Source organism: Variovorax paradoxus (genome assembly GCF_029919115.1).
Taxonomy (GTDB): Bacteria; Pseudomonadota; Gammaproteobacteria; order Burkholderiales; family Burkholderiaceae_C; genus Variovorax; species Variovorax paradoxus_O.
The window spans coordinates 5,103,717-5,126,968 of record NZ_CP123990.1; the positions used below are offsets into that span (position 1 = coordinate 5,103,717).

The 23,252-nt window shown below is 65.7% G+C and carries 26 protein-coding genes and 1 riboswitch; of the genes, 14 read left to right on the plus strand and 12 right to left on the minus strand.

Translation table 11 applies throughout. The features are described from left to right. The first annotated feature begins 44 nt into the window (after positions 1-44). A complete protein-coding gene (locus QHG62_RS24390) occupies positions 45-1,313 on the plus strand; it encodes an MFS transporter (protein WP_281148192.1) in 1,269 nt (422 codons plus the stop codon). On the opposite strand, the gene QHG62_RS24395 is transcribed toward QHG62_RS24390, so the two are convergent. Further along, complete coding sequence (locus QHG62_RS24395) at positions 1,303-2,142, minus strand: HAD-IIB family hydrolase (protein ID WP_281148193.1); 840 nt, start codon at positions 2,140-2,142, stop codon at positions 1,303-1,305. The two genes, QHG62_RS24390 and QHG62_RS24395, sit on opposite strands and share 11 nt — an antisense overlap. Before the next feature lie 103 nt (positions 2,143-2,245). Here QHG62_RS24395 and QHG62_RS24400 point away from each other — a divergent pair, with 103 nt between their 5' ends. From QHG62_RS24400 to QHG62_RS24410, 3 genes are read left to right on the plus strand one after another with little or no spacing between them, the layout of a single operon-like run. Next, entirely contained in the window at positions 2,246-3,241 is a 996-nt protein-coding gene (locus tag QHG62_RS24400; RefSeq protein WP_281148194.1) for an ABC transporter ATP-binding protein, read from the plus strand. Then, a complete protein-coding gene (locus QHG62_RS24405; protein ID WP_281148195.1) occupies positions 3,238-4,080 on the plus strand; it encodes an ABC transporter permease in 843 nt (280 codons plus the stop codon). Before QHG62_RS24400 ends, QHG62_RS24405 begins: the two co-directional genes overlap by 4 nt. 7 nt (positions 4,081-4,087) lie before the next feature. Further along, on the plus strand, positions 4,088-4,891 hold the full coding sequence (locus QHG62_RS24410; protein ID WP_281148196.1) for an ABC transporter permease: 804 nt from the start codon (positions 4,088-4,090) through the stop codon (positions 4,889-4,891). Positions 4,892-4,914: 23 nt separating this feature from the next. Here the strand turns inward: QHG62_RS24410 and QHG62_RS24415 are convergent, their stop codons facing one another. The 3 genes from QHG62_RS24415 to QHG62_RS24425 form a co-directional block, all read right to left on the minus strand. After that, entirely contained in the window at positions 4,915-6,543 is a 1,629-nt protein-coding gene (locus QHG62_RS24415) for a peptide chain release factor 3 (protein ID WP_281148197.1), read from the minus strand. Positions 6,544-6,630: 87 nt separating this feature from the next. Then, the gene (gene phaP / locus QHG62_RS24420) at positions 6,631-7,143 is read right to left on the minus strand and encodes a TIGR01841 family phasin (protein ID WP_281148198.1); all 513 of its coding nucleotides are present in this window, start codon (positions 7,141-7,143) and stop codon (positions 6,631-6,633) included. 142 nt (positions 7,144-7,285) lie between these two features. Beyond that, positions 7,286-7,918, minus strand: a complete 633-nt coding sequence (locus tag QHG62_RS24425) for a hypothetical protein (protein ID WP_281148199.1) — start codon at positions 7,916-7,918, stop codon at positions 7,286-7,288. Positions 7,919-8,034: 116 nt separating this feature from the next. Next, a riboswitch (S-adenosyl-L-homocysteine riboswitch) is annotated at positions 8,035-8,103 on the plus strand. 66 nt (positions 8,104-8,169) lie between these two features. Here QHG62_RS24425 and ahcY point away from each other — a divergent pair. From ahcY to QHG62_RS24445, 4 genes are all read left to right on the plus strand, one after another. Continuing rightward, on the plus strand, positions 8,170-9,609 hold the full coding sequence (gene ahcY / locus QHG62_RS24430; protein WP_281148200.1) for an adenosylhomocysteinase: 1,440 nt from the start codon (positions 8,170-8,172) through the stop codon (positions 9,607-9,609). Then, positions 9,610-10,401 (plus strand): TlyA family RNA methyltransferase, encoded by a 792-nt coding sequence (locus tag QHG62_RS24435; RefSeq protein WP_281148201.1) that lies wholly within the window; start codon positions 9,610-9,612, stop codon positions 10,399-10,401. It begins immediately after the preceding gene. Positions 10,402-10,411: 10 nt separating this feature from the next. Then, the gene (gene metF / locus QHG62_RS24440) at positions 10,412-11,236 is read left to right on the plus strand and encodes a methylenetetrahydrofolate reductase [NAD(P)H] (protein WP_281148202.1); all 825 of its coding nucleotides are present in this window, start codon (positions 10,412-10,414) and stop codon (positions 11,234-11,236) included. Positions 11,237-11,322: 86 nt separating this feature from the next. Continuing rightward, positions 11,323-11,919, plus strand: a complete 597-nt coding sequence (locus QHG62_RS24445; RefSeq protein ID WP_281148203.1) for a septal ring lytic transglycosylase RlpA family protein — start codon at positions 11,323-11,325, stop codon at positions 11,917-11,919. A 30-nt stretch (positions 11,920-11,949) separates the two neighbouring features. On the opposite strand, the gene QHG62_RS24450 is transcribed toward QHG62_RS24445, so the two are convergent. After that, positions 11,950-12,909, minus strand: a complete 960-nt coding sequence (locus QHG62_RS24450; protein WP_281148204.1) for a 23S rRNA (adenine(2030)-N(6))-methyltransferase RlmJ — start codon at positions 12,907-12,909, stop codon at positions 11,950-11,952. A 222-nt stretch (positions 12,910-13,131) separates the two neighbouring features. Here QHG62_RS24450 and rplM point away from each other — a divergent pair, with 222 nt between their 5' ends. The 3 genes from rplM (at position 13,132) to erpA (ending at position 14,511) form a co-directional block, all read left to right on the plus strand. After that, entirely contained in the window at positions 13,132-13,563 is a 432-nt protein-coding gene (gene rplM, locus QHG62_RS24455; protein WP_028259766.1) for a 50S ribosomal protein L13, read from the plus strand. A gap of 12 nt (positions 13,564-13,575) precedes the next feature. Then, a complete protein-coding gene (gene rpsI / locus QHG62_RS24460; protein WP_126749434.1) occupies positions 13,576-13,968 on the plus strand; it encodes a 30S ribosomal protein S9 in 393 nt (130 codons plus the stop codon). Between the two features lie 177 nt (positions 13,969-14,145). Beyond that, positions 14,146-14,511, plus strand: coding sequence for an iron-sulfur cluster insertion protein ErpA (erpA, locus tag QHG62_RS24465; protein WP_126749433.1), 366 nt, complete (start codon positions 14,146-14,148; stop codon positions 14,509-14,511). A gap of 103 nt (positions 14,512-14,614) precedes the next feature. On the opposite strand, the gene QHG62_RS24470 is transcribed toward erpA, so the two are convergent. Together QHG62_RS24470 and QHG62_RS24475 are read right to left on the minus strand one after the other, a co-directional pair. Beyond that, positions 14,615-15,742: an anhydro-N-acetylmuramic acid kinase gene (locus QHG62_RS24470; protein WP_281148205.1), complete on the minus strand. Its 1,128-nt coding sequence runs from the start codon at positions 15,740-15,742 to the stop codon at positions 14,615-14,617. Between the two features lie 55 nt (positions 15,743-15,797). Continuing rightward, positions 15,798-17,138: a peptidoglycan DD-metalloendopeptidase family protein gene (locus QHG62_RS24475; RefSeq protein WP_281148206.1), complete on the minus strand. Its 1,341-nt coding sequence runs from the start codon at positions 17,136-17,138 to the stop codon at positions 15,798-15,800. A gap of 157 nt (positions 17,139-17,295) precedes the next feature. Here QHG62_RS24475 and tyrS point away from each other — a divergent pair, with 157 nt between their 5' ends. Continuing rightward, on the plus strand, positions 17,296-18,528 hold the full coding sequence (tyrS, locus tag QHG62_RS24480) for a tyrosine--tRNA ligase (RefSeq protein ID WP_281148207.1): 1,233 nt from the start codon (positions 17,296-17,298) through the stop codon (positions 18,526-18,528). Between the two features lie 60 nt (positions 18,529-18,588). Here tyrS and QHG62_RS24485 read toward each other — a convergent pair whose 3' ends face one another. Together QHG62_RS24485 and QHG62_RS24490 are read right to left on the minus strand one after the other, a co-directional pair. After that, positions 18,589-19,203 carry an OmpA family protein gene (locus tag QHG62_RS24485; protein WP_281148208.1) on the minus strand — a complete coding sequence of 205 codons (615 nt, stop codon included), beginning with the start codon at positions 19,201-19,203 and terminating at the stop codon, positions 18,589-18,591. 2 nt (positions 19,204-19,205) lie between these two features. After that, on the minus strand, positions 19,206-19,703 hold the full coding sequence (locus tag QHG62_RS24490; RefSeq protein ID WP_281148209.1) for a FecR family protein: 498 nt from the start codon (positions 19,701-19,703) through the stop codon (positions 19,206-19,208). A 143-nt stretch (positions 19,704-19,846) separates the two neighbouring features. On the opposite strand from QHG62_RS24490, the gene QHG62_RS24495 reads away from it, so the two are divergent. Further along, positions 19,847-20,758 carry a cation diffusion facilitator family transporter gene (locus QHG62_RS24495; RefSeq protein WP_281148210.1) on the plus strand — a complete coding sequence of 304 codons (912 nt, stop codon included), beginning with the start codon at positions 19,847-19,849 and terminating at the stop codon, positions 20,756-20,758. Next, positions 20,755-21,198 (plus strand): D-aminoacyl-tRNA deacylase, encoded by a 444-nt coding sequence (gene dtd / locus QHG62_RS24500; RefSeq protein WP_281148211.1) that lies wholly within the window; start codon positions 20,755-20,757, stop codon positions 21,196-21,198. Before QHG62_RS24495 ends, dtd begins: the two co-directional genes overlap by 4 nt. Positions 21,199-21,208: 10 nt before the next feature. Here dtd and QHG62_RS24505 read toward each other — a convergent pair whose 3' ends face one another. From QHG62_RS24505 to QHG62_RS24515, 3 genes are read right to left on the minus strand one after another with little or no spacing between them, the layout of a single operon-like run. Continuing rightward, positions 21,209-21,805, minus strand: coding sequence for a class I SAM-dependent methyltransferase (locus QHG62_RS24505; protein ID WP_281148212.1), 597 nt, complete (start codon positions 21,803-21,805; stop codon positions 21,209-21,211). Between the two features lies 1 nt (position 21,806). Next, a complete protein-coding gene (gene ybeY, locus QHG62_RS24510; RefSeq protein WP_281148213.1) occupies positions 21,807-22,268 on the minus strand; it encodes an rRNA maturation RNase YbeY in 462 nt (153 codons plus the stop codon). Between the two features lies 1 nt (position 22,269). After that, positions 22,270-23,217, minus strand: coding sequence for a PhoH family protein (locus QHG62_RS24515; protein WP_281148214.1), 948 nt, complete (start codon positions 23,215-23,217; stop codon positions 22,270-22,272). Between the last annotated feature and the right edge of the window lie 35 nt (positions 23,218-23,252).

Consider the following 23,252-nt stretch of genomic DNA (forward strand, 5'->3'; position numbering starts at 1 on the left):
GTCTAGAATCGCAAAAGCTAAAAGAGTTGCGTTAAGGATCTGCCATGTCGTCCTCCTGCCCTGAACTCGCGGTTGCCACAGCCGCCACCGCCACTCGGTCCAAGCCCTGGCGCCTTCCGGCGTCTGTCAGCTTTGCGCTGCTGGGTGCCGTGCTCTTTGCGTTCTTCTTTGCCGCGGCCGCGCCGTCGCCGCTTTTCGTGGTGTTCCAGCACGCCTGGGGGTTTTCGGCGTCGATGCTCACCGTGGCTTTTGCGGTCTATGCCATTGCGCTCCTGATTTCGCTGCTGGTGGCGGGATCGCTGTCGGACCACATCGGGCGCCGACCAGTGGTGCTGGGGGCGCTGGTGCTGCAGGCAGTGGCCATGGGGCTCTTCCTGCTGGCGCATGACATCGCCGGGCTGATTGCCGCGCGCATCGTGCAGGGCGTGGCCACGGGCGTGGCAAGCGGCGCGCTGAGCGCGGCGGTGGTCGAGGCGGCGCCGGCGTCGCGCAAGCGGCTGGGAGCATTGATCACGAGCGTGTCACCGCTTTCAGGGCTCGCCGTGGGGGCGCTGCTGACGGGCATGGCGGTGAAGTTCACAGGCGTGCCGGTGGCGCTGGTCTTCGGCGTGCTGGCCGCGGTGTTCGCGCTGGGCGCAGTCGCAGTGCTGTGGCTGCCCGAAACCGTGACGCCGCGTGCCGGTGCGATGGCCTCGCTGGTGCCGCGCGTTTCGATTCCTGCGCGGGCGCGGCGCGAGTTTGCGCGCGGCCTGCCGGTGCTTGTCGTGGTGTGGGCGCTCGGAGGCCTGCAACTGTCGCTTGCGCCCTCGCTGATGCACCACGTGTTCGGCATCGACAACGGCGTGGTCAACGGCCTCACGATTGCGGTGCTGTCAGGCTTCGGTGCGGTCGCGCCCACGCTGCTGGGCCGCCTGGGTGCGCCTCGTTCGGTCATCTTTGGCACAGTCAGCATCGCGGTCGGGTTGGTGTTGCTGCTGGCTTCGCTGGCCACGCAGTCGCTCACGCTTTTCTTCGTCGGCACGGCAGTCGCGGGAATCGGCTTTGGCGGCGCGTTCTCCGCGCTGATTCAAATTCTGGCTCCGCTTGCCGACGCCCATGAGCGCGGTGAGTTGTTCGCGGCGATCTTCGTGGTCTCTTACCTTGCGTTCAGCCTGCCCGCAATGCTCGCGGGCTTTCTGGTGGCACCGCTGGGGCTTCTGCGCGTGGCGGAAGGTTATGCAGCGGTGCTGCTGCTTATCGCGGCCTTCGGTGTCTGGCGCCAATGGGCAGCGCTGCGGGGCGCGTCGGAACGGAACGTGCCGCTCACCGAATAGCACGCGCCGAGAGCACGGCGCGCGCCACCTCGGCAAAGCCCGCGCCGCGCTCGCCCTCGGTCACGTAGCGCGGCAGGTGCTCCAGCTGCGGCACAAAGCGTGCAACGTTGGCCACGCCGATGCTGCTCGCAAAGGTGCGGAACATCAGCTGGTCGTTGGTCGAATCACCCACATAGGCCCAGCGGTCGAGCTCGTCGTCGAGCATGCGGCCCCAGAGCTCGCGCACGATCCAGCGCGCGCCTTCGAGCTTGTCGTTGTCGCCGTACCAGCCATTGATGTGGATGCTGCTCACCGTGGCGTGCATGCCCTCGCGGCGCATCAGTGCCACCACCTGCGCAATGGTCTCGTCGCTCAACTGCACGAACTCGCTGTGGTCGATCGCAATGTCGGTCTCGCGGCCCGGTGAATCGGTGGCGCGCCGGGCGCCCGGGATCTCGCGCTCGATGCGCGCCAGCACGGCCTGCATGCGCTCGAAGTTGGCAGCGCGCGTGGGGGCATCTTGCTGGTAGCGCTTTTCGATCTTGCCCCCGGCGGCCGGCAGCAATGCCACCGCGCCGTTCTCGGCCACGATCGCGTCGACCGGCCAGGTGTTGACGAAGGGCAGGCTCCAGCCCACCGGCCGGCCGGTGATCGCCACGATGGAAAGCCCCGCCGCCTTGAGGTCGCCGAGCGCCTGCAGTGCGTCGGCCGTGATCGCGCCTTCGCTGGTGAGCGTGTCGTCGATGTCGGTGAACACGCCGACGAGCGCACTGCGCGCGGGCGCGGCCCAGTGATCCAGCGGCAGCAGATGGGTGGGTGAGGGAGGCAGGGGCGACGAAGATGGAGACATGGCGGACTGACGCTTGGTATCGCTTGGAGAGCCCATGATCGTACCGGCGCTTTCGTGTAGCATCCCGCCCCCGCCGCGCTTTCCGTGCCGCTGCGGCGCCGCCATGCCCCACATCCTTGTCGACAACCTTCTCAAGACCTACCGCATCTCCGAGAGGGACCCCGGTGTGATGGGTGCTTTGCGCGGCCTGGTGCAGCGCCGGCACCGCATCGTGGAGGCGTTGTCGGGCGTGTCGTTCTCGCTCGAGCGTGGCGAGCTGCTCGGCTTCATCGGGCCGAACGGCGCGGGCAAGTCGACCACCATCAAGATTCTTGCCGGCATCCTGCGGCCCGACGGCGGGCATGTGCAGGTCGACGGCCGCGATCCCTTCGCGGACCGCGAGCGGCACGTGGCGCGCATCGGCGTGGTCTTCGGCCAGCGAACGCAGCTGTGGTGGGACCTGCCGGTGGGCGACGGCTTCGACCTGCTGCGCGACATTTATCGCGTCGACCCGCAGCGCTACAGGCGCACGCGAGACGAACTGGTCGCGCTGCTCAATCTGGAACGCGTGCTCGGCCAGCCGGTGCGCCAACTGTCGCTGGGACAGCGCATGCGCGCGGAAATTGCGGCGGCGCTGCTGCACGAGCCCGACATCCTGTTTCTCGATGAGCCGACCATCGGCCTCGATGCGCCCTCGAAGCTGGCTGTGCGCGACTTCGTGCGGCGCGCCAACCGCGAACGCGGCACCACAGTGCTGCTGACCACGCATGACATGCACGACATCGAGGCGCTGGCCGGGCGCGTGATCGTCATAGGCCATGGCCGCGTGCTGGCCGACAGCCCGGTGGAAGCCTTGCGTGCGCAGGTAATGGCCGAGCGCCGGCTGGTGGTCGACTTTGCGCAAGATGCTGAACTGCCCACGCAGGTAGCGGGCGCCAAGGTGCATTCGCGCGACGGCCAGACGCTGGTGCTCGACTTCGATCCCGGGGCGACCTCGGCCCCGGCACTTATCGCGCGCATTGCGGCCGCCCATGCGGTGGAGGACATTCGCCTGGAGGGCATGGCCATCGAAGCCGTGATCGCGCGTTTCTACGCAATGCACGGAGCGGCGGAAGCGTGAGCCCGCGCGACCTGCTTCGCCCCTATGCCGCGGCCTTTGCGTCGCGCTTCATCCAGATGCTGCAGTACCGCACCGCTGCGCTCGCCGGCTTTGCAACGCAGTGCTGGTGGGGTGGAATCAAGGTGATGGTGTTCGCGGCGTTCTATGGCGGCAGCGCCATGGCGGGCGCGGCACCGTCGATGTCGCTCGCACAGGCCATCACCTACACGTGGCTCGCGCAAGGCCTGCTGGTGCTGCTGCCATGGCTCGGAGACCCCGAGGTGGCGCAGGCCGTGCGCACCGGTGCGGTGGCCTACGACCGGCTGCGCCCGGTGGACGCCTATGCCTTGTGGTTTGCGCGCAGCGCAGGCTGGATTGCGGCGCGCCTGCTGCCGCGCGTGGCCCTGATGGCAACCTTTGCGGGCGGTGTGCTGCCGCTGGCCGGCCTGGGCGAGTGGGCCTGGCAACTGCCGCCCAGTGTGGTGGCCGGCATGGCGTTTGTGCTGTCGGTGGGGCTTGCGCTGTTGCTCTCGACTGCGATGGTGATGCTGCTCAACGTGGCGGTCACTGCTGCGCTCAACGAGCGCGGGATCAGCGCGGTGGCGACACCCGTGGTCATCGTGTTCTCGGGCAACCTGCTGCCGCTGGCGCTGCTGCCCGATGCCTGGCAGCCGGCGCTGCTGGTGCAGCCGTTGGCCGGGCTGTTCGACATTCCGGCGCGGCTGTACTTCGGGCGGCTGAGCGGCTGGCACGGGCTGGCAGGCTTGGCGCTGCAGTGCTTCTGGATCGTTGTGCTGGTGGCGTTAGGGCGCGCGGCGATGAGGCGCACGATGCGCAGTTTGCAGGTGCAGGGTGGCTAGGGAGACGATGGGCGCGCTCCCGCTTTTCTTTCGCCTCATGGCCGCTTCGATCAGCGGCCAGGCGCGATACCCTGCCTCCGCATTGTTGCTGACCATCGGCCAATTTCTCGGCACGGGCATCGAGGTGATCGCCGTCTGGGCGCTGTTCCATCGCTTCGGCGAGGTGCAGGGTTGGCGCATCGGCGAGGTGGCGTTGTTCTACGGGCTGGTCAACTGCATGTTCGCAATTGCCGACGCGCTGGGGCGCGGCTTCGATGTTCTGGGCACCGAGTTCCTGCGGACGGGCACCTTCGACCGGCTGCTGCTGCGTCCCCGCCCGCTGGCGCTGCAGCTCATGGGGCATGACGTGCGCATCAGCCGCCTCGGCCGTCTGCTTCAGGGCCTCGTCGTGCTGGTGTTCGCTACTGTTCAGGTCGGCATCGCATGGACGCCGGGCACCGTGGCGCTCGCGCTGTTTGCGCTGGCCGGCGGCATCGCGCTCTTCCTGGGCATTCTGGTGCTGCAGGGCACCTTGTCGTTCTGGACCGTCGAGAGCCTGGAAATCGCGAATGTGCTCACCTACGGCGGCGTGCAGGCCGCCCAGTACCCGCTGGCGCTATATGCGCAGTGGTTCCGCCGCGTGCTGACCTTCATTGTGCCGCTGGCCTGCGTGGCGTACTACCCGGCGCTCGCGATTCTCGGCAAGCCAGACCCGCTGGGTGCGCCGGCGTGGGTGGGCATGGTGTCGCCGCTCGCGGGCTTTGCGTTTCTTGCGGCGGCCTTCGGCGCCTGGCGCATCGGGCTGCGCCACTACGCCTCGACCGGCAGCTAGCCGGCGCGCGGTTCAGCCGCGCTTCAGCCCGCGCTCTGAAGCGCCAGGCCCGCGTGCTCGCGCAGCGGATGGAAGTGGATCTTGGGAAAACGCTCCTGCGCCAGCCGCACGTCGTAAGGCGAAGTGCACAGAAAAGCGAGCGTATCGGCCGCATCCTTTGCCATGCGCTGCGGATAGGCGTTGACGAACTCGCGCAGCTCGGCGGGCGAGTCGGCCGTGATCCAGCGCGCGCCGGTGTATTGGCAGCCTTCGAGCCGCACGTCCGCGTCGTACTCGGCCTTCAGCCGGTGCTGCACCACTTCGAACTGCAGCTGCCCAACGGCACCCAGCAGCATCGGGCCGCCGATTTCGGGTCGGAACACCTGGATCGCACCTTCTTCGCCGAGCTGGGCGAGGCCCTGCTGCAACTGCTTGGTGCGCAGCGGATTCTTGAGGATCACGGTCATGAACAGCTCTGGCGCAAAGAAGGGCAGCCCGGTGAACTGCAGGCTCGCACCGTCGGTGATGGTGTCGCCCAGCTGCACGCCGCCGTGCGTGGTAAAGCCCACGATGTCGCCCGCATAGGCCTCTTCGACCGCCTCGCGGCGCTGGCTCATGAAAGTGACCACGCTGGTGGGGCGCAGTTCCTTGGCGGTGCGCTGCACCTTGAGCTTCATGCCCGGCGTGTACTTGCCCGAGGCCATGCGCACGAAGGCGATGCGGTCCCGGTGGTTGGCGTCCATGTTGGCCTGCACCTTGAAGACCACGCCCGCGAAGTCCTTGTCCTCGGGCTGGATCTCCTTCACCACGGGCTGGCGGTTGACCATGGTGGTGCTGGTGCGCGACTGCGGCGGCGGCGCCAGGTCGACCAGCGCGTCGAGCACTTCCATCACGCCGAAGTTGTTCACGCCGGAGCCGAAGAACACGGGCGTCTGCTTTCCGGCCAGGAAGGCCTCGCGGTCCCAGCTGGGCGAGGCGCCGGTGGCCAGTTCCATGCTGTCCATGGCGGATTCGAAATCGGCGCCGAAGCGCTTGGTGAGCGTGTCTCGCTCCGATAGCGGAATGGTCTCGAAGTCTTGCGGCAGCCGCTCGCTGCCCGATTCGAACACCGTCATCGTCTGCGTGCGCAGGTTCATGATCCCGCGGAAGCTCTTGCCCTGGCCCACCGGCCAGGTCATGGGCACGCACGGCATGCCAAGTTCGCGCTCCACCTCGTCGAGGATGTCGAGAGGCTCGCGCACTTCGCGGTCCATCTTGTTGACGAAGGTGATGATCGGCGTGTCGCGCTGGCGGCAAACCTCGATCAGCCGCCGCGTCTGCGCTTCCACACCGTTGGCCGCGTCGATCACCATCAGGGCCGAGTCGACGGCCGTGAGCACGCGGTACGTGTCTTCGGAGAAGTCCTTGTGGCCGGGCGTGTCGAGCAGGTTGATCACGTGGTCGCGGTACAGCATCTGCATGACCGACGAGGCCACCGAAATGCCGCGCTGCTTTTCGATTTCCATCCAGTCGGAGGTGGCGTGGCGCGAGGCCTTGCGCGCCTTGACCGAGCCGGCAATCTGGATCGCACCGGAGAAAAGCAGCAGCTTCTCAGTCAGCGTGGTCTTGCCGGCGTCAGGGTGGGAAATGATCGCAAAGGTGCGACGGCGGCGGGTTTCGGCAACAAAAGACAAGATGGGCAATCTGCAGGGGGATTGCCCGATTTTAGAAGGCGGCCCGGGAATCCTCCGTCCGAGGCCGGAACGCCCCCCGCGGCCGCCTTACTTCCGCTTCAGCATCTTGGTCACTTCGTCCACATTGGCCTGGATGCGCTGGCGCACCAGCTCGAAGGCATCGGCTTGCGACTTGGCGGCAAGGTTGGCCAGTTCCTTGATGTCGTCGATAGCGCGCTGGAACGATTGGCGGCCGAGTTCGTCGAGCTTGGCCAGGTTGGCCTTCGGGTCCTTGCCGGGCATTTCCTTGGCGGCCGTCTGCCATTCGGTGATGGCGCTCTTGATCATCTCGGTCTGACGCTGCACCACGGTTTGCAGGCCCTGGTAGGACTTTTCGTTGGCCTGCATCAGCGCCTGGAGGTCCTTCTGGCCGCTTTCGAGCAGCTTGCTCGCGCCGCTGGTCAGGTTGAGTTCCTGCAGGCGATCGGTCATGGCCTTGAGATTCTTCAGCGGATTGAGCATGTCGGCGGCGTCAGGGGCGGATGCCCTGGTGCTGCCATTGCTGTTGTCGCTGCTGCTGGCCGTGGTCTTCTTGGCGGCGGCTTTCTTGGCTGTGGCCATGGTGCGGTATCTCCTGTGTCGGGGTGGACGGGTGAATGGCAAGGACCGGCCGGACGGCGAAGTCCCCCGCCACGATACGCCGCACTGGAACGGCCGCAATGCCCGCGGCAACAAATTCGCCTGCGGGATTTCCCTTGGGGCCCTACATCGGCGGCGCAAAGCCGTTGCGGCCGGCGGTGACGCGCAGCGCCGTGGGCGTGCCGTTCTTTTCCTGCGCATTGACCAGCACCTTGGCGCCAGGCACCAGCAGTGACTCGGTGCCGGGGCGGAAGGTTACGACCGGCACGTCGGGCGGTACCACGACGGTCTTTTCTCCACCCTTGTACGTCAGCCGAAGCTGCTGGCCGCCGCGTACCGATTTCGGCGCCGCGGCGAGGTCGGCCACGGTGGCGTTGGTCATGGTGCTCTGCGGCAGCAGGTCCCACGGACGGTGGCCTTCGCCGGTGCCGCGCGCGGCCTCGGGGAACACCACCACCTCGAGCGCCTTTTGCGAACCGTCTGCCTGCGGCATGGCGGCGGTGCCGATGAAGCTCCCCCGCTTGATGTCGGACAGCTTGATCGGATAGACCTCCGACACGGCCATGTCGGCCGGCCGGGCGAGGCTGACGACCTCGCCGCTGCGGTCTTGCACCACGAGGGTGGTCTCGTCGACACGGACGATGGTGCCGCGGATGCGGACCTGCTCGGAGGTAGCTTGCGCTGAGGCAAGGACCGGCGCGCCGGCGGCAAGCAGGGATGCCGAGGCCAGCAAGACCTGGGAGATTCTGAAAAGCATGGATGAACTTCCGTCGTTGGGAGCAGATCAATGTACGCCTCGGATATGAAACGCGCTTTCCGGTATGTGGGATATCCCGGCGATTGGCTCGCTTTGCCACCCCGTCTACAATCCCCCGTTCCGAGGAGCGTTGCAGCGCCATCAGGCGTGAGGCTCGGACTACATCGCAACCACGCTCACCCGCTGTTCTCGCGGTGAGTCTTTTCCCCGAACGCAGTGGCACCTTTCAAACTAGCTTTGTTGGAGTTCTCATGAGCGCTGTTCTCAAGCCCACCCCCGTTTCCTCCGCCGACCAGGCCATTGCCGACCTCTCGCTGGCCGCCTGGGGCCGCAAGGAAATCCGCATTGCGGAAACCGAAATGCCCGGCCTGATGGCCATCCGTGAAGAGTTCTCGAAGGCGCAGCCGCTCAAGGGCGCGCGCATCACGGGTTCGCTGCACATGACCATCCAGACCGCCGTGCTGATCGAGACGCTGCAAGCGCTCGGCGCCACCGTTCGCTGGGCCTCGTGCAACATTTTCTCGACGCAGGACCACGCCGCTGCTGCCATTGCCGCCGCGGGCACTCCGGTGTTCGCGATCAAGGGCGAGTCGCTGAAGGACTACTGGGACTACACCCACGCCATCTTCGACTTCGGCCCCAAGGGTTCGAAGGGCGAAGGCCCGAACATGATCCTGGACGACGGCGGCGACGCCACGCTGCTGATGCACCTGGGCCAGCGCGCTGAAAAGGACCTGGGCGTGCTCGCCAACCCGACCAGCGAGGAAGAACGCATCCTCTACGCGGCCATCAAGGCCAAGCTGGCTGTCGATTCGACCTGGTACACGCGCAAGTCGGCCGAGATCATCGGCGTGACCGAGGAAACGACGACCGGCGTGCACCGCCTGAACGAGATGAGCGCCAAGGGCACGCTGCTGTTCCGCGCCATCAACGTGAACGACTCGGTCACCAAGAGCAAGTTCGACAACCTGTACGGCTGCCGCGAATCGCTGGTGGACGGCATCAAGCGCGCCACCGACGTGATGATTGCCGGCAAGGTGGCCTGCGTGGCCGGCTACGGCGACGTGGGCAAGGGCTCGGCCCAGGCGCTGCGCGCACTGAGCGCCCAGGTGTGGGTGACCGAGATCGACCCCATCAATGCTCTGCAGGCCGCAATGGAAGGCTACAAGGTCGTCACCATGGAATACGCCGCCGACAAGGCCGACATCTTCGTGACCACCACGGGCAACAAGGACGTGATCCGCCATGAGCACATGGTTGCCATGAAGGACCAGGCCATCGTCTGCAACATCGGCCACTTCGACAACGAGATCGACGTTGCGTCGATCGAGAAGTACGAGTGGGAAGAGATCAAGCCGCAGGTCGACCACATCACCTTCCCGGACGGCAAGAAGATCATCCTCTTGGCCAAGGGCCGCCTCGTGAACCTGGGCTGTGGCACGGGCCACCCGAGCTTCGTGATGTCGTCGTCGTTCGCGAACCAGACCATTGCCCAGATCGAGCTCTTCACCAAGCCCGACGCGTACCAGGCCGGCAAGGTCTACGTGCTGCCCAAGCACCTGGACGAGAAGGTCGCGCGCCTGCACCTGAAGAAGGTCGGCGCCATGCTCACCGAGCTGACCGACGAACAGGCCGCCTACATCGGCGTGAACAAGGCGGGTCCGTACAAGGCGGACACGTACCGGTACTGAATGCGCGCTGATCAATTGCTGGTCGAACGCGGCTTTGCCGCGTCGCGCTCGCAGGCCGTGCGGCTGATTGCCGGCGGCATGCGCTGGCGCGACGCCGGCACGGGCGACGCGTGGCGCTCCGTCGTGAAGAACCGCGACGAAGTGCCCGAATCGGCCGAAGTCGAACTCGACGACGCGGCGGAGGCGCGCTACGTGTCGCGTGGCGGGCTCAAGCTTGAGGGTGCGCTGGCAGCGAGCGGCCTGGACCCATCGGGCAAGCTGTGCCTCGACGTGGGCCAGTCGACCGGAGGCTTCACCGACTGCCTGCTGCAGCGCGGCGCTGCGAAGGTGGTGGGCGTCGACGTGGGCCACGGGCAGTTGCATGCGCGGTTGCGCGAAGACGAGCGTGTGGTCGCCATCGAAGGCGTCAATGCGCGCGCGTTGACGGCGGACGATCTGCAAGAGGAGGGCGAAGAAGAGCCTTCCGAACTGCGCTTCGACCTCATCGTCGGCGACCTGTCGTTCATTTCGCAGACGCTGGTGCTGCCGGCGCTGATGCCGTTCCTGGCCGATGACGGCCATTTGCTGATGCTGGTCAAGCCGCAGTTCGAATTGCAGCCGGGGCAGGTCGGCAAGGGCGGCATCGTCCGCGACGAGTCGATGTATGCGGTGGTCGAAAAGCGCCTGCGCGATGCCTGCGAAGCCCTCGAGCTTCGCGTGCTGCAGTGGTTCGACAGCCCCATTGCCGGCGGCGACGGCAACCGCGAGTTTTTCATTCACGCCGTGCGCGCTGTTCAAGCGGACGGCTCTTAAGGAGACGCAGGTGCGCCTTCCGCTGAGCTTCGAATTCTTTCCGACCAAGACGCCAGAAGGCGCGGTCAAGCTGCGCGCCGTGCGCCAGCAGCTCTATGCGCGCAAGCCCGAGTTCTGCTCGGTCACCTACGGCGCTGGCGGCTCTACGCACCAGGGCACGTTCGGTGCGGTGCAGGAGATCCTGTCCGAGGGCGTCGACGCCGCAAGCCACTTCTCGTGCATTGGCGCCACGCGCGCCACGGTGCGCGAGCAGTTGGCCGAGCTCAAGTCCATGGGCGTGAAGCGCCTCGTCGCGCTGCGCGGCGACCTGCCGAGTGGCTACGGCATCGGCGGCGAATTTCTGTACGCGAGCGATCTCGTGGGCTTCATTCGCGAAGAAACCGGCCGAGACTTCCACATCGAGGTGGCCTGCTATCCCGAAGTGCATCCCCAGGCGCGCTCGCCCGAGGCCGACCTGCAGGCCTTTGCCGCCAAGGTGAAGGCCGGCGCCGATTCGGCAATCACGCAGTATTTCTTCAGCCCCGAGGCCTACTTCCGATTTGTCGACGACGCCCGCAAGCTGGGGCTCGACATACCGATCGTCCCCGGCGTCATGCCGATCATCAGCTCGACGCAGCTCATGCGCTTCTCCGACGCCTGCGGCGCCGAGATCCCGCGCTGGATTCGCCTGCGGCTGCAGGGCTTTGGCGACGACACGGCATCCATCAAGGCTTTTGGCCTCGACGTGGTGACCGACCTCTGCGCGCGGCTGCGCGATGGCGGCGCGCCGGCGCTGCATTTCTACACAATGAACCAGTCGGCGCCGACGCTGGCTGTGCTGGAGCGCCTCGGTTGAGGGGGGGCGCAGAAGCAGGACGCTCGCTGCGCGGGGCCTTTCGGGTGGCCCTTGTCGCGGCAACCTGCGCACTGGCCGGCTGCTCCATGCCTCCGGCCACCGAAGGCTCGGCGACGGACACAAAAGACGCAAAGCTGTCGCCATTGCCGCGGCAATTGGCCGTGCCTGCGGGCGCACCGGCTCGTTCGAGCGTGCCTTCGGTCCGCTACGACCTTGCGGCGCCCAGCTCCGGCGACCTCGGGCCGGACGATGGCGTGCCGGGCGACGGGGGGCCGCGCGAGATCTACGAACGGGGCGGAGCGTCCTGGTACGGCATCCAGTTTCACCAGCGCAAGACCGCGAGCGGCGAACGTTTCGACATGACGGCCATGACGGCGGCCCACAAGACCTTGCCGTTCAACACCCGTGTTTGCGTGCGCAGCCTGGTCACCGGCAGCGAAGTGCTGGTGCGCATTACCGACCGTGGTCCCTACGCGCAGGGCCGCATCATCGACCTGAGCCGTGCCGCGGCCGAACGCATCGGCATGATCGGCCTTGGCATCAAGCAGGTGGCACTGACGATCATCGACCGCGACGGCATGCGCTGCGGTGGCGCCGACGTGGAGGCGGCCGAGCAGCCGGTGGCATCTGCACCGGCAGCCCCGCGCCGCAAGGTGAACGTGCCGGCGCGTCGCCGACGCTGAAAACGCCGGGCGAAGAAAACCAGGAAAGGGCTAGCCGCCCGAATCGAGCGAGAAGGCGGCGTGCTTGTCCTGAGCCAGGCGCTCCACCAGCTGCGGCAGGGCAGCGGCCAGCAGCGGCTTCAGCGTATAGGGCGGGTTGATCAGGAACATGCCGCTGGCGGGCAGTCCCGGGCGCTGGGTTTCGCCCGTTGTCGTGGTGATCAGTTTGCTCGACTTGACCGTGAGCGTGGCGTGCAACCAAGACTTGCCGGCCTTGGTTGCCAGCGTCTTGAGCCGCCGCGGCAAATCATGCGCTTCGGGCCGCGGAATGATCGGGTACCAGATCGCATAGGTGCCGGTCGCAAAGCGCTTGAGCGCCTCGGCTGCGAAGTCGAGCACGCGGCCGTAGTCGCTCTTGATTTCGTAGCTGGGGTCCATGAGCACCAGCGCGCGGCGCGAAGGTGGAGGGAGGAACTTGGTGGCGCTGCCGAAGCCGTCTTCGCGCAGCACGGCGATCTGGCGGCCCGCCTCGAGTTGCGCAATGTTGGCATCCAGCGTGCGTGCGTCGGTCGGGTGCAGTTCGAACAGCTTGAGCTTGTCGTGGTCGCGCAGCAGGTGCTGCACGATGAACGGCGAACCCGGGTAGACGCGCGCGCCGCCCTTGGGGTTGAAGTCGTGAATCACGCTGAGATAGCGCGCAATCGCGTCGGCCAGGGGTGTTTCGGCTTCGGGTGCTACCTTTTTAGTAGCGGACTTTGCAGCCGGAGCCGGTTGCGCCGTGGGAGCAGCAGCCTTTTTGTCGGAAAGCAGCCGCAATATGCCTTCAGCCGCCTCGCCGCTGGTGCCGGCGTAGTCCCCGTCGAGGCGGTAAAGGCCGGCGCCGGCGTGGGTGTCGATGACGGTCAGGGCTGCTTCTTTTTCAAGCAGGTGGTCGAGCGTGGCAATCAGCACCGTGTGCTTGAGCACGTCGGCGTGGTTGCCGGCATGGAAGGCGTGGCGGTAACTGAACATAGGGTGAGGATGGTAACGTCTTGGGCTCCCCGGCAGGCTTCAATTTGCTTCGATGGCCCGATTCTTCGTATAATCGCGGGCTTCGCAGCGTTTTTGTGGCCCCGCGGCGAAGGCACGCAACCTGTTCTCCAGGGCGCGTGAAACCCACCTAAGAGATTCCCGTCAGAGGAACGCCGACCGTGGAAAAGGGCTCGCCAAACCCTCTTTTCAAGAGAAAAACTCATGACCAAAACGTTCAGCGCAAAGCCCGCTGACGTGACGCACGAGTGGTTTGTGATTGACGCGACCGACAAGGTCCTCGGACGAGTAGCCAGCGAAGTTGCTCTCCGTTTGCGCGGCAAACACAAGGCCATTTATACGCCTCACGTCGATACCGGTGACTTCATCGTCATCATCAACGCAGCCCAGCTGCGCGTCACCGGCGCCAAGTCGATCGACAAGGTGTACTACCGTCACTCGGGCTACCCGGGCGGTATCACGGCGACCAACTTCCGCGACATGCAATCCAAGCACCCGGGCCGCGCCCTGGAAAAGGCTGTCAAGGGCATGCTGCCCAAGGGCCCGCTCGGCTACGCGATGATCAAGAAACTCAAGGTGTACGGTGGCGCTGAGCACCCGCATACCGCCCAACAGCCCAAAGTGCTGGAACTGTAAGGAGCCTTGAGAATGATTGGTGAATGGAACAATGGCACCGGCCGTCGCAAATCGAGCGTCGCCCGTGTGTTTCTGAAAAAGGGCTCGGGCAAGATCACGGTCAACGGCAAGGACATTCAAGAGTTCTTCGGCCGCGAAACCTCGATCATGATCGCGAAGCAACCCCTCGTGCTGACCAACAACCTCGAAGCTTTCGACGTGATGGTCAACGTGAACGGCGGCGGTGAATCGGGCCAGGCCGGCGCAACGCGCCACGGCATCACCCGTGCGCTGATCGACTACGACGCAAGCCTGAAGCCGGTGCTGAGCCAAGCTGGCTTCGTTACCCGCGATGCGCGTGAAGTCGAGCGTAAGAAGGTCGGTTTGCACTCTGCACGCCGCCGCAAGCAGTTCAGCAAGCGCTGATACTGTCCGCTGCAAGCAAGAGCCGCCTTCGGGCGGCTTTTTCATTGCGGCCTTGGCGGGGGCGGTTTTCGACCCCACTTGTGTTGGGTGCTCGCCAATGCCGCCCTGCCGAGAATGCCGCATTGCAGTAGCATTGGTTCATTGGCCGCCTGTTCGGCCCTCAAGGAGTTATCCCACATGAGCGTTGTTGCCGAAAACATCCAGACCCAGATGCCAGAACCCATCGTCTTCACCGACAGTGCGGCGGCCAAGGTGGCCGACCTGATCGCCGAAGAAGGCAATCCCGACCTCAAGCTGCGCGTGTTCGTGCAAGGCGGCGGCTGCTCGGGCTTCCAGTACGGCTTCACTTTCGACGAAATCACGAATGAAGACGACACGACCATGACCAAGAACGGCGTGTCGCTGCTGATCGATGCCATGAGCTACCAGTACCTGGTCGGCGCTGAAATCGACTACAAGGAAGACCTGCAGGGCGCCCAGTTCGTGATCAAGAATCCGAACGCCACCAGCACCTGCGGCTGCGGATCGAGCTTCTCGGCTTGATTTTGTTCTTCTGCCGGTAAAGGCCGCCTTCGGGCGGCTTTTTGTTGCCTGGTGCTTTTGTTCTTGCCCGCAAACGAGAAAGCGTGCTCCGCTTGCGGGAATCTCAGGCCGGGTAAATCGCGCCCAGCACGCGGGGGCCACGTGCACCGGTCACGCTGGCAAGGTTGCCTGCCTCGCGCCGCACGGTGCTGCGCGCAAGCCATGCAAAGGCCGCAGCCTCGACCTGCAGGGGGGGCAGGCCGTGCTTCGTGGACGCGTCCACCGCCACGCCCGGCAGCAATGCGCGCAAACGGGCGAGCAGCTCGTGGTTCAAGGCACCGCCACCGCAAACAACCAGCAGTCCGCTATCATTTCCATAGCGACGCACATCAGCCGCACAAACGCTGGCGGTGAATTCGGTCAGGGTCGCCTGCACGTCGGCAGGCGCGGCGCCCGCAGCCGCCGCAAGGCGCGCTGAAAGCCAAGGCGGGTTGAACAGGTCGCGACCCGTGCTCTTGGGTGGCGCCTTTGCGAAATAGGGCTCGGCCTGCAGCGTTGCAAGCAGCTCGAGCAGCACCTGCCCACTTGCGGCCCATTGCCCCCCGCGATCGAAGGGCTGGCCGGTGTGAAGCTGGCACCAGTAATCCATCAAGGCATTGCCTGGCCCGCAGTCGAAACCCAGCACGGCGGGCTCTCCCGGCGCATCAGCGGCGGGTAGCAGGCTCAAATTGGAAATGCCGCCGATGTTCAGCACCGCCACGGGTTCGTCGGCGCGCGCGAAGAGCGCACGGTGGAATGCCGGCACCAGTGGAGCGCCCTGGCCGCCCGCGGCGAGGTCGCGGCTGCGAAAGTCTGCAACCACGTCGATGCCGCTCAACTCGGCCAGCAGCGACGGGTTGTTGATCTGCAGCGTGTAGCCCAAGGCGTCGAATTCGGTGGGACGGTGGCGAACCGTCTGGCCATGAGCGCCAAGCGCCGTAACGGCACTGGCTGGAGTCCCGCTGTCCGCGAGGAGCTGGCCGACGACGCCTGCATAGATGCGGGCCAAGCCATTGCCGGCTAGCGCAGCGCGGTGCAGCTCGTTGTCGCCGGGCGTGTTGAGCGCCATCAGTTCCGTCCGCAGATCGGCGGGGAAAGCGGCGGTAGCGTAGGCCCGTACCGCGATGCGGCCTTCGGAAAAGTCGGCCAGGACGCCATCGACACCGTCGAGCGACGTGCCGGACATCAAGCCGATGAACAGTTCGGCGGCCATTGCTGAACGGGGCGGGCGGGGCGTTGTGGGGCCGCCGCTATTGCCCCGCGGGTGCTCAGTCCGCGCTGGCCTGGATGACCGAGAACGCCGCGGCCAGTTCGGTGCGAGCACCGACCGCGATGCGTTCGAAGGCCGGGCGCATGGCCGCGGTGATTGGAGCGCCGCCTTCCTGGGCAATGGAAGCCGGGTCCTGGTATTCGCCGTTCACGCGGAACTCGAAGTGCAGGTGAGGGCCGGTGGCCCAGCCGGTGGAGCCCACGGCGCCGATGGTTTGGCCCTGGCTGATGCTTTCGCCGGCCTTGACGTCGACGCGGCTCAGGTGGGCGTAGGCCGTCTGCTGGTTGTTGCGGTGCTTGACGATGACGATGTTGCCGTAGCCGCTTTGCGTGCCCGCGAAATCGACGGTGCCGTCGCCGACGCTGCGCACTGCCGTACCCGTGGGCGCGGCAAAGTCGATGCCGTTGTGCTGGCGCCAGCTGTTGAGAATGGGGTGCATGCGCATCGCAAAGCCGCTCGACACGCGCGAAAACTCGACCGGCGAGCTCAGGTACGCCTTGCGCAGGCTGTCGCCGTTCGGGCGGTAGTAGCTGCCCTTTTGGCCGGGGGGCTGGAACCACACGGCCTGGTGCACCTTGCCGCCGCTCTCGAACTCGGCCGAGAGCACGCGGCCGCTGCGCAGCGCCTGGCCGTCGGCTTCGAAGGTTTCGTACACCACGGCAAAGCGGTCGCCCTTGCGCAGTGCACGCACGTCGACATCGCCTGCAAAGATGTCGGCCAGCTGGCTTGCGACCGAATCGGGAACGCGGGAGTCGTCGGTGGCTGCGAACAGCGAGGTGCGGATGGTGCCGCTGGCCAGGCGTGTGCCGGGCGTCAGGGTGTCGCGCTCGGTGAGTGCAACGAAGCCGACGGCCGTGCGCTCGATCACGAAACGCTTGAAGCCGCCGTCGCCGTCGGGAATCCAGCGGGCGCTCAGCTTCTTGAGCTGGTTTTCCTGGGTGGCTTCGGCCGTGATGGTGCGGCCCGCACGCGCGAACAGTGCGTTGCGGGCTTCGCCGCTCGCGCGCACGAAGGCGGTGGCGGCGGGGTCTGAAATACCCAGGCGCTTCAGCAGGGCCTCGGCCGTGTCGCTGGAGCGGGTGATGTCGGTGCGAAACAGCGTGAAGCTGAAGTTCTCGAGCGATTCGCTCTGTTCTGCAAAGGACAGGGGCGCGGTCGCTTCAAGCACCTGTTGGACTGGGAGGTCGGAGGCGTCGGGGCCAAGGGAGGCCACCGCCAGGGTTCCGGCGCTCAGCAAGGCAGCCGCGATGGCCGCGGTGATCTGCTTGGGATAGGTCCGGAATGTATAGGCCACGCGAGAAGCCAGGAGCTCCTCGGCGGCGAGAATGCCGTTGATCAAACTTTGGATTCCAGCTCAGGTTCTGCAAATCCGCGCTGCAAAGCCCAGAACGGACAGGGCGGCAGGACGGTGCGGAAAAAAGCGCCGCTTAGAATCCGGCGCTTGAAAAGTCGGGCTGAGTATAGCTTCGGCAACCTGAAAATCAGCCAAAAAGCCTATGAATGCCGAATCTGTTACATCCAATGGCCTGTCCGATAGTGTAAGACGAGCGCTTGAAATCTCCCTCCGTGGCGCCGACGAGCTCCTGCCGCAGGACGAATGGGTGCGCAAGCTGCAGCGCTCGGAGGCAAGCGGAACGCCGCTGCGCATCAAGTTGGGGCTCGACCCGACAGCCCCCGATATCCACATTGGCCATACGGTTGTCCTCAACAAGATGCGCCAGCTCCAGGATCTGGGGCATCGGGTAATTTTCCTGATCGGCGACTTCACGACCACCATCGGCGACCCCTCCGGCCGCAACAGCACTCGGCCGCCTCTCACCCGGGAGCAGATCGAGGCCAACGCCCAAACTTACTACCGGCAGGCCAGCCTGGTGCTGGACCCTGAAAAGACCGAGATTCGCTACAACTCCGAATGGAGCGACCCGCTGGGCGCGCGCGGCATGATCCAGCTGGCCGCCAAGTACACCGTCGCCCGCATGATGGAGCGCGACGATTTCAACAAGCGCTTCAAGGCCGGCCAGTCGATCTCGGTGCACGAGTTCCTCTACCCGCTGATGCAGGGCTACGACTCGGTGGCGCTCAGGAGTGACCTCGAGCTGGGCGGCACCGACCAGAAGTTCAACCTGCTCGTGGGCCGCCATCTCCAGCAGGAATACGGCCAAGAGCCGCAGTGCATACTCACTATGCCTCTGCTGGAAGGGCTCGACGGTGTCGAGAAGATGTCCAAGAGCAAGAACAACTACATCGGCATCAGCGAAGACGCCAACACCATGTTTGCCAAGGTGCTGTCGATCTCGGACGACCTGATGTGGCGGTGGTACACCTTGATGAGCTTCCAGCCGCTGGAGCAGATCGAGGCGCTCAAGGCCGAGATTGCGGCCGGCCGCAATCCGAAGGACGCGAAGGTGGCGCTGGCCAAGGAAATCACCGCCCGCTTCCACAGCGCGGCAGCGGCAGAGACGGCGGAGCAGGACTTCATCAACCGCAGCAAGGGCGGCGTGCCTGACGACATCCCCGAGGTGTCGCTCGGCGGTGCGCCGCTGGGCATTGCCCAGTTGCTCAAGCAGGCCGGGCTGGCACCCTCGACCTCCGAGGGCAACCGGCTGATCGACGGCGGCGGCGTGCGGGTCGACTCGGTCGTGGTCAGCGACAAGGCCTTGAAGCTGCCCGCGGGCAGCTACGTGGTACAGGTCGGCAAGCGCAAGTTTGCGCGCGTAACCCTCAGCTGACGGTGGGGAGGGCGGGGGGGAGGGCGGGGGGGGGGGGGCGGCGTCGGCCGCCAACCGCATTTACCGGACTTCGATGGTGACGCGGCGGTTGCGCGGCTCGTCCACTTCGTCGGCGGTAGAAACGGCCAGCTCACGTTCGCCGCGGCCCACAGCCTCGATGCGCCTGGCCGGAAACTCGCGGTCCACGAAGAGCTGCACCACCTCCTGCGCCCGGCGCTTCGAAAGCATGTCGTTCTGCTCGAGAGCACCCTTGGTGTCGGTGTGCCCGGTTACCACGATGTCGCTGCCGCTGCGGGTTTGCGCCGCAATGAGCGCTTCGTTCATGACCTGCTGCGATGCGGGCGTGAGCGTGGTGCCGCCGGCGTCGAAAAACACTGTGTAGCGCTGCGGCGGAGGCGGGCGCATGTCGAACAGCACCTTGTTCTCGGCCTGCACCTTGGCTGGGTCCGCCTTGTCGACCACCGGGGCGCCGGAAGCGCCGACAGCAGCTGTCGCGCGCTGATAGGGCGTGGAAAGCGTTTCTTCACCGTCTTTTGCGCGCACGACCACTGCCGAAGGCTTGCCATCTGCCTGGGGCAGCAGCACCACACGGGTGCCTGGCGTGGTACAGGCGGCAAGCACCGAAGTGATCAGGGCGACAAAAACGATGAAAGAGGCATGGGACCGCAATTTCATGGTCATGGTTGGCCGTCGGCTTGCACGATGAAGTCGGTTCCACGGATCCCGATCGTGGCCGTTTGCGTTTCCACGCGGATCGCGTCGGAGTTGGTCTTGCCGATCAGGCCGGTGATCATGCGCATGGAGCCGCGCAAAAGCGACACGAGCACGCCGCCTTCATGCGTTGTGGCGTTGAAGTGAAATTCCTTCAGGTCCAGCCGCGACGAAGGCCCGACCACGAGCGTTGTGTCGTCGCGCAAGACCACGGCGGCGGAAGAGTCCGGGCCCGTCACGATGCGATCCACCGCGCTGAGCGCATCGCCTGGCTTCGCGTCGCGAGGCGCGCCGGCGGCACTGAGCAGCTGTACGCTGCCGCGCACCGATTTCATGAAGCCCGCCTGGAGCTCGGCGACCGGCGCTGCTGCCGGCGCGGTAGAGGTGGTTGCTTGTGCGTGGGCCAGCGCCACTGCGCCCCAAAAGGCAAAGCCTCCCAAGGCGGTCAGGATTTTTTTCATCATCACTCTCTGCGAATGTCTCGCGGTGACACAAATATTAAATTGAACCTGTTACAAGCGGTGGCTCCGTTTGATAACTCGGCTACAAAGATGCGGCCTTTTACCGCATTTCCGTCGTTTTTATTGATCGACGCTTCTCACCGCGCATGACTTTCACTCCCAAGACGCTGCTTCGCGTTTCCGTTGCCGTTGCCCTGGTCACGATCCTGCTCAAGGGAATGGCCGGCTATGTGACGAACTCGATGGGCCTGATTTCAGACGCCATGGAGTCGTTCGTCAATCTTGCGAGCGCAATGTTCGCCCTGGCAATGGTGACCGTGGCGGCGCGCCCTGCCGACGAGGACCATCCCTACGGCCACCACAAGGCCGAATACTTTTCATCGGGCTTCGAAGGCATTCTCATCGTCGCAGCGGCGGGCGCCATTCTCTGGGTTTCGGTGCAGCGGCTGCTTTCTCCCCAGCCGCTCGAGCAACTGGGCTGGGGGCTGGGGCTTTCGGTGCTCAGCTCGGGCTTCAATGCGGCCTTGGCCTTTGCGCTGTTTCGCGCGGCTCACACGCACCGGTCTATCGCGCTGGAGGCCGACGCACGGCATTTGGTGACCGACGTCTGGACATCGGCTGCAGTCCTCATAGGCATCGTGGCCGTGCATTTCAGCGGATGGCTCTGGCTCGATCCGCTGCTGGCCATCGGCGTGGCGCTCAACATCGTGCGCGAAGGTGTAAAGCTCGTGTGGCGCTCGTCGCAAGGGTTGATGGACGAAGCGCTGGAGCCCGAGACCATCGCCACGCTGCGCACCACGCTCGATCAGTTTGCCGCGCGCCTGCCTGAGGGCGCGCGGTTGCGCTTCGACGACATGGTCACCCGGCGTGCGGGCCAGCGCCGGTTTGCCGACCTGCACATGCACGTGCCTGGCGAGTGGACACTGCAGCATGCGGCGGCCATGCGTGATGAACTGGAGCAGGCACTGATGGACGCCGTGCCCGGCCTGCGCGTGACCATCCAGCTGCTGCCGCTGGGCATGGAAGCGCGCGCTACGCAAATGGAGGAAGAGGGATGAAAGCGGTAGTTCAGCGTACGGCCGGCGCGCGCGTCGATATTGCCGGGCAGACAGTGGGCGCCATCGAGGCCGGCCTGCTCGTGCTGCTTTGTGCAGAGCGCGGCGACATGGATGCGCTGGCCGACCGCATGCTCGCCAAGATATTGAAGCTGCGCATTTTTTCGGATGACGCGGGCAAGATGAACCGCAGCCTGCAGGACGTCGGCGGCGGCCTGCTCGTGGTGAGCCAATTCACGCTTGCGGCTGACGTGAGCGGCGGCAATCGTCCCAGCTTCACGCAGGCGGCGGCACCTGACGAGGGGCGGAGGCTCTACGAATATTTTGTGGCGCAGGCCCGCGCTGCGCACCCCGTCGTTGCAACGGGCGAATTTGGCGCCGACATGCAGGTGCACCTGATCAACGACGGACCGGTCACCATTCCACTGCAGATGGTGGCCTAGCGCGCCGCATTCACTCGCGTTCGAGCACGGCTTCCCAGAGCACCTTCGGTTGCTCGTAGCGCTCGACCGTGCGTTCCTCCAGGTGCAGCATGCGCCAGCCGTCGGCAAAGAGCCGCTGCACCGCCGCACGGTCGAAAAAGCGCTTGGGCATGCCGTCCACCAAGAAGAAGGAATCTTCGCCCTCCGGCGGCGGGCCATTGGCGCCGTGGTGAAAGTCGTTCACCGAATTCAACCGGCACAGCAGCACGCCGCCCGGGCGAAGCACCCGGTGAATCCGCCGTGCCAAAGCCAGTGTTTCATCCCATGCAAAGTAGTGCAGCGAAAGGCTCGCGAGAACCGCGCCGCCGCTTTCGTCGGCCAGTGGAAAAGACTCTCGGAAATCGCGGCAGTGAAACTCCGCGCCATGCGGGACACGCGCCCGCGCAGCTGCTACCGATTCGGTCGAGAGCTCAATGCCCACCACATGCAGCCCCGCGTTCACCAGCACCGCGCTGTCCCGGCCCGTTCCGCAGCCCAGTTCCAGCACCGGGGCTGTTCCTGCGCGCTCGGCGACCAGACCGAGCCAGCGGTCCAGCCACGGATCGGTGCCCGCTTGCGGCGCCGGCATGCTAGCGGCCGTATGGATTGCGAATGCCGAGGCCCGCGAGGATCTCGATCTCGCGCGCTTCCATTTCCTCGGCGTCCGCCTCACTGGTTTCGTGGTCCCAGCCCTGTGCATGCAGGGTGCCGTGAACCAGCAGGTGCGCGTAGTGCGCGGCCAGGGTCTTGCGTTCTTGCTTCGCTTCGCTGGCCACCACCGGCGCGCAGAGCACGAGGTCGGCCATGACGACCGGGCTTTGCGCATAGTCGAAAGTCAGCACGTTGGTCGCATAGTCCTTGCCGCGGAATTCGCGGTTCAGGCGCTGGCCTTCCTCGGCATCGACGATGCGCACGGTGATCTCGCCGTCGACGTCCAGCGCATGGCGGATCCAGCGGGCCACGCTGTGCCGCGGCAATGCGGCGCGGTGACGCTCGATGCCCTTGAAGCCTGGCGCGAACTGCAGCGAAAGCGAAAGCTGGGCCAGCGCCATATCAATGCGACCCCGCGCGCTTGCGCTGGCCGTCGTAGGCATCGACGATCTTGGCGACCAGCGGGTGCCGCACCACGTCCGAACTGGTGAAGTGCGTGATCGCAATGCCGCTCACGCGCCGCAACACGCGCTCGGCGTCGATCAGTCCGCTCAGCTGCTGCTTGGGCAGGTCGATCTGGCTCACGTCGCCCGTGACCACCGCCTTGGCGCCGAAGCCAATGCGCGTAAGAAACATCTTCATCTGCTCGACCGTGGTGTTCTGCGCTTCATCCAGGATGACGAAGGCATTGTTCAGCGTGCGCCCGCGCATGAAGGCCAATGGCGCAATTTCGAGTGCGTTGCGTTCGAAAGCCTTCTGCACCTTTTCATAGCCCATCAGGTCGTACAGCGCGTCGTACAGCGGACGCAGGTAAGGGTCGACCTTCTGCGTCAGGTCGCCCGGCAAGAAGCCGAGCCGCTCGCCGGCTTCCACCGCCGGTCGCGTGAGCACGATGCGCTGCACAGCCGCGCGCTCCAGCGCATCGACCGCGCAGGCCACCGCCAGGTAGGTCTTGCCGGTGCCGGCCGGGCCGATGCCGAAGGTGATGTCGTGCTTGGCGATGTTGTCCAGGTACAGCGCCTGGGTGGGCGTGCGCGCGCGCAGGTCGGCGCGGCGCGTGACGAGCATGGCCGCGTCCTCGTCGCCGTCGATCATGGAGCCGTCGCCCGCCAGCGTGAGCTGCACCACGGCCGGGTCGATCGGGCGCTGGGCAATTTCGTACAGCGCCTGCAGCACGTCCATCGCCCGTTGCGCGGAAGCCTTGGGGCCGTCGACCTTGAACTGCTCGTGGCGGTGCGCGATCTTCACGCCCAAGGCCTCTTCGATGCGCCGCAGGTGCGCGTCCAGCGGCCCGCACAGGTGGCCGAGGCGCGAGTTGTTCGGTGGGGCAAAAGTGTGTCGCAGAATCACGCGGTATCCATTTCCATCTTTTTGGCAGCCCTATG